We start from the raw sequence: 2,074 nt of genomic DNA, 5'->3' as shown, positions 1-2,074 counted from the left end.
TTGTCCACAATTTTTAATAAATAATTTCATCGATGTTTTCAGCGTAGTTAGTTACAACTTGACCCCGATTATCTTGTCCGATAATATATTTAGGCTCAGGTTGGACAATTTCTAAACTTCCACAAAGTTCCCAAGTACGAGTCTTGGTAATATCTGGTAATTCAGCTTGAACATAATTTTCCAAAGCTTTGATAACAATCTCTTGAACCGAGGATTTTTGTTCTTGCAAACGAGATATTAATTCGTCGGGAATTTCGATCAATATTTGAGTCATTGATAAACCTTAGAGATTAACGTTGTTTTACTAACATTATAGCCTGTTTGTGAATTATAACCAAGAGACGCAAATGCAATTACCTGAATCAGTTACCAAAAGGCTAACAACTGTTCACTGATTCAGGTGATTCGCCATAAGTCCAGAAAACGGGTTTCTGAAGATTGTCTCTCAATTACTCCCTCACAATGACAATTTTAGCGGGTCATGGCGAGAAGGCGATGGCCACAAGTCCAGAAAACGGGTTTCTTAAAGAAACCCGTTTTCTAGGTGAACTTCAGGAAAGAAGAAATGTAAAAACGCTTCAAAATACTCGGTTAATGCTTCTTTCCAGGGTTCATCATAATTGGCAGTTGTTTGGTTCATGGCGAGTCGCTACCAATTGGAAAGTTAGGCACTCATCTAAATCTATTATTCCCCATAAATATCATCAATGCTACTTGTCGTCACAAAACTTCCCATTAGAGCAACCTACATCTACATCTTTGTTCTGACATTTATTGGTAAAACTATATAATGCCGTCGGATAGCCGGGGAAGGAACCAGATAAACCAGGGAAGATATCTTTAACCAAAAAAGGAGTTGACATGATTTTTTCCTGAATAAAGAGTAAAAATTAAACAATTAAAGAAGGCACCATCCAGACGGATTGAGTGCCGTCGAGGTCGGTATCCGGTCCAATTAGCGCCGGGTTGCGGTAGCCCGGCAGGACAGAGACGGCAAAAACCTCCTCCACGCCGCTATTGAACCAAAAAGTGGCCACCAGTTGACTGGTGGCCAGGTTGACAATAGCCAACCCGCACCGCAATTGATTACGCCGCTCATCCAGGGGTAAACCGCCAAAAATCGCAGTTTCCCGGATTTGGGACAACCCGACAAAGGCGTGACCTTCCCAACAGTCCAAACCCCGGGTAAAACCGGGCAATTCGGCGATGATTTCCGTGCTACCAGTTTGGGGATGCCAACGGTTCAAGGTTCCATAACCGGAATTGAGGAAATAGAGATTACCCTGGTAAAGGCGGGGAGAATGGGGCATAGCTAAACCCCGCAGAATCACCTCTCCTCTAGCCACATCAATCAAGCATCCGCCCTGGGCCTTATTCTCTCGCCAGAGGCTTTCCTGGTTGGTTTCCCCCAATGCCGTTACATAGGCGGGAGTGCCGCTATTTTCAGCCATAGCCAAGCCATTGAGGTGGCAGCGGTCTCCGGGGACTAACTCGGTAATAAAAGGCGGTTTCCACTGGGGGAGAAAACTCCAATTTCCTTCGATGGTTGCCAGACAGTTAAATAGGGTATTGACCACCCAAAGGCGATTACTGCCAAAGGCCAAATCATGACCCATAATCGGGCCGGTGAGGTGAGAGGAGCGGGCCAAAAAGGCGATATCCTGTTCCCCTTCGGGTTTAATCTGGGGGGCAATCTCTCGATTAGCGGGTAAATTCCAAATTGCCTGACGAGCGCCCACAGCAATTCCGGTAGCAGTTCGGGTTAAACCCATTGCTTGGTCAAAATGGGCGAAACTCACCCGCATTTGTCCTTGATAAGTGCCAATGCTGGCCACTCGTCCCGCTTGGTAGGTGGAAATCAACACCGACAAGTCAAACTGGTTGAGTAATTCCGGCAGATTGAGGCTGTACTCATAATTTACCGGCACTGCTTGGCGCTGAGATGGACTCGCTGCTGGCTCCTGAGTATCTGAAAACTGGTTAGTCTTGGGCGGCAAGCTGTCCATAGAGTTTCTTTGGTATAGATTAGAATCAATTTTAATAATTGATTTTTGTTTATGGTTTATTATGGTTT

At 45.1% G+C, this 2,074-nt stretch carries 2 protein-coding genes; both read right to left on the bottom strand.

From position 1 onward, the window contains the following. Positions 1-13 precede the first annotated feature (13 nt). Positions 14-274, bottom strand: a complete 261-nt coding sequence (locus tag PX636_RS06970) for a hypothetical protein (RefSeq protein WP_002733873.1) — start codon at positions 272-274, stop codon at positions 14-16. 616 nt (positions 275-890) lie between these two features. Continuing rightward, positions 891-2,006 carry a TIGR03032 family protein gene (locus tag PX636_RS06965; RefSeq protein ID WP_044034904.1) on the bottom strand — a complete coding sequence of 372 codons (1,116 nt, stop codon included), beginning with the start codon at positions 2,004-2,006 and terminating at the stop codon, positions 891-893. Positions 2,007-2,074 lie beyond the last annotated feature (68 nt).

Source organism: Microcystis sp. M53598_WE2, from assembly GCF_030067735.1.
Classification (GTDB): Bacteria; Cyanobacteriota; Cyanobacteriia; order Cyanobacteriales; family Microcystaceae; genus Microcystis; species Microcystis aeruginosa.
This window is presented reverse-complemented; position numbering and strand designations above follow the sequence as displayed.

What these genes read in the sequence shown, in the direction of transcription:
- PX636_RS06970 (WP_002733873.1), bottom strand. Translation starts at nt 274, where the DNA reads ATGACTCAAATATTGATCGAAATTCCCGACGAATTAATATCTCGTTTG.
- PX636_RS06965 (WP_044034904.1), bottom strand. Translation starts at nt 2,006, where the DNA reads ATGGACAGCTTGCCGCCCAAGACTAACCAGTTTTCAGATACTCAGGAG.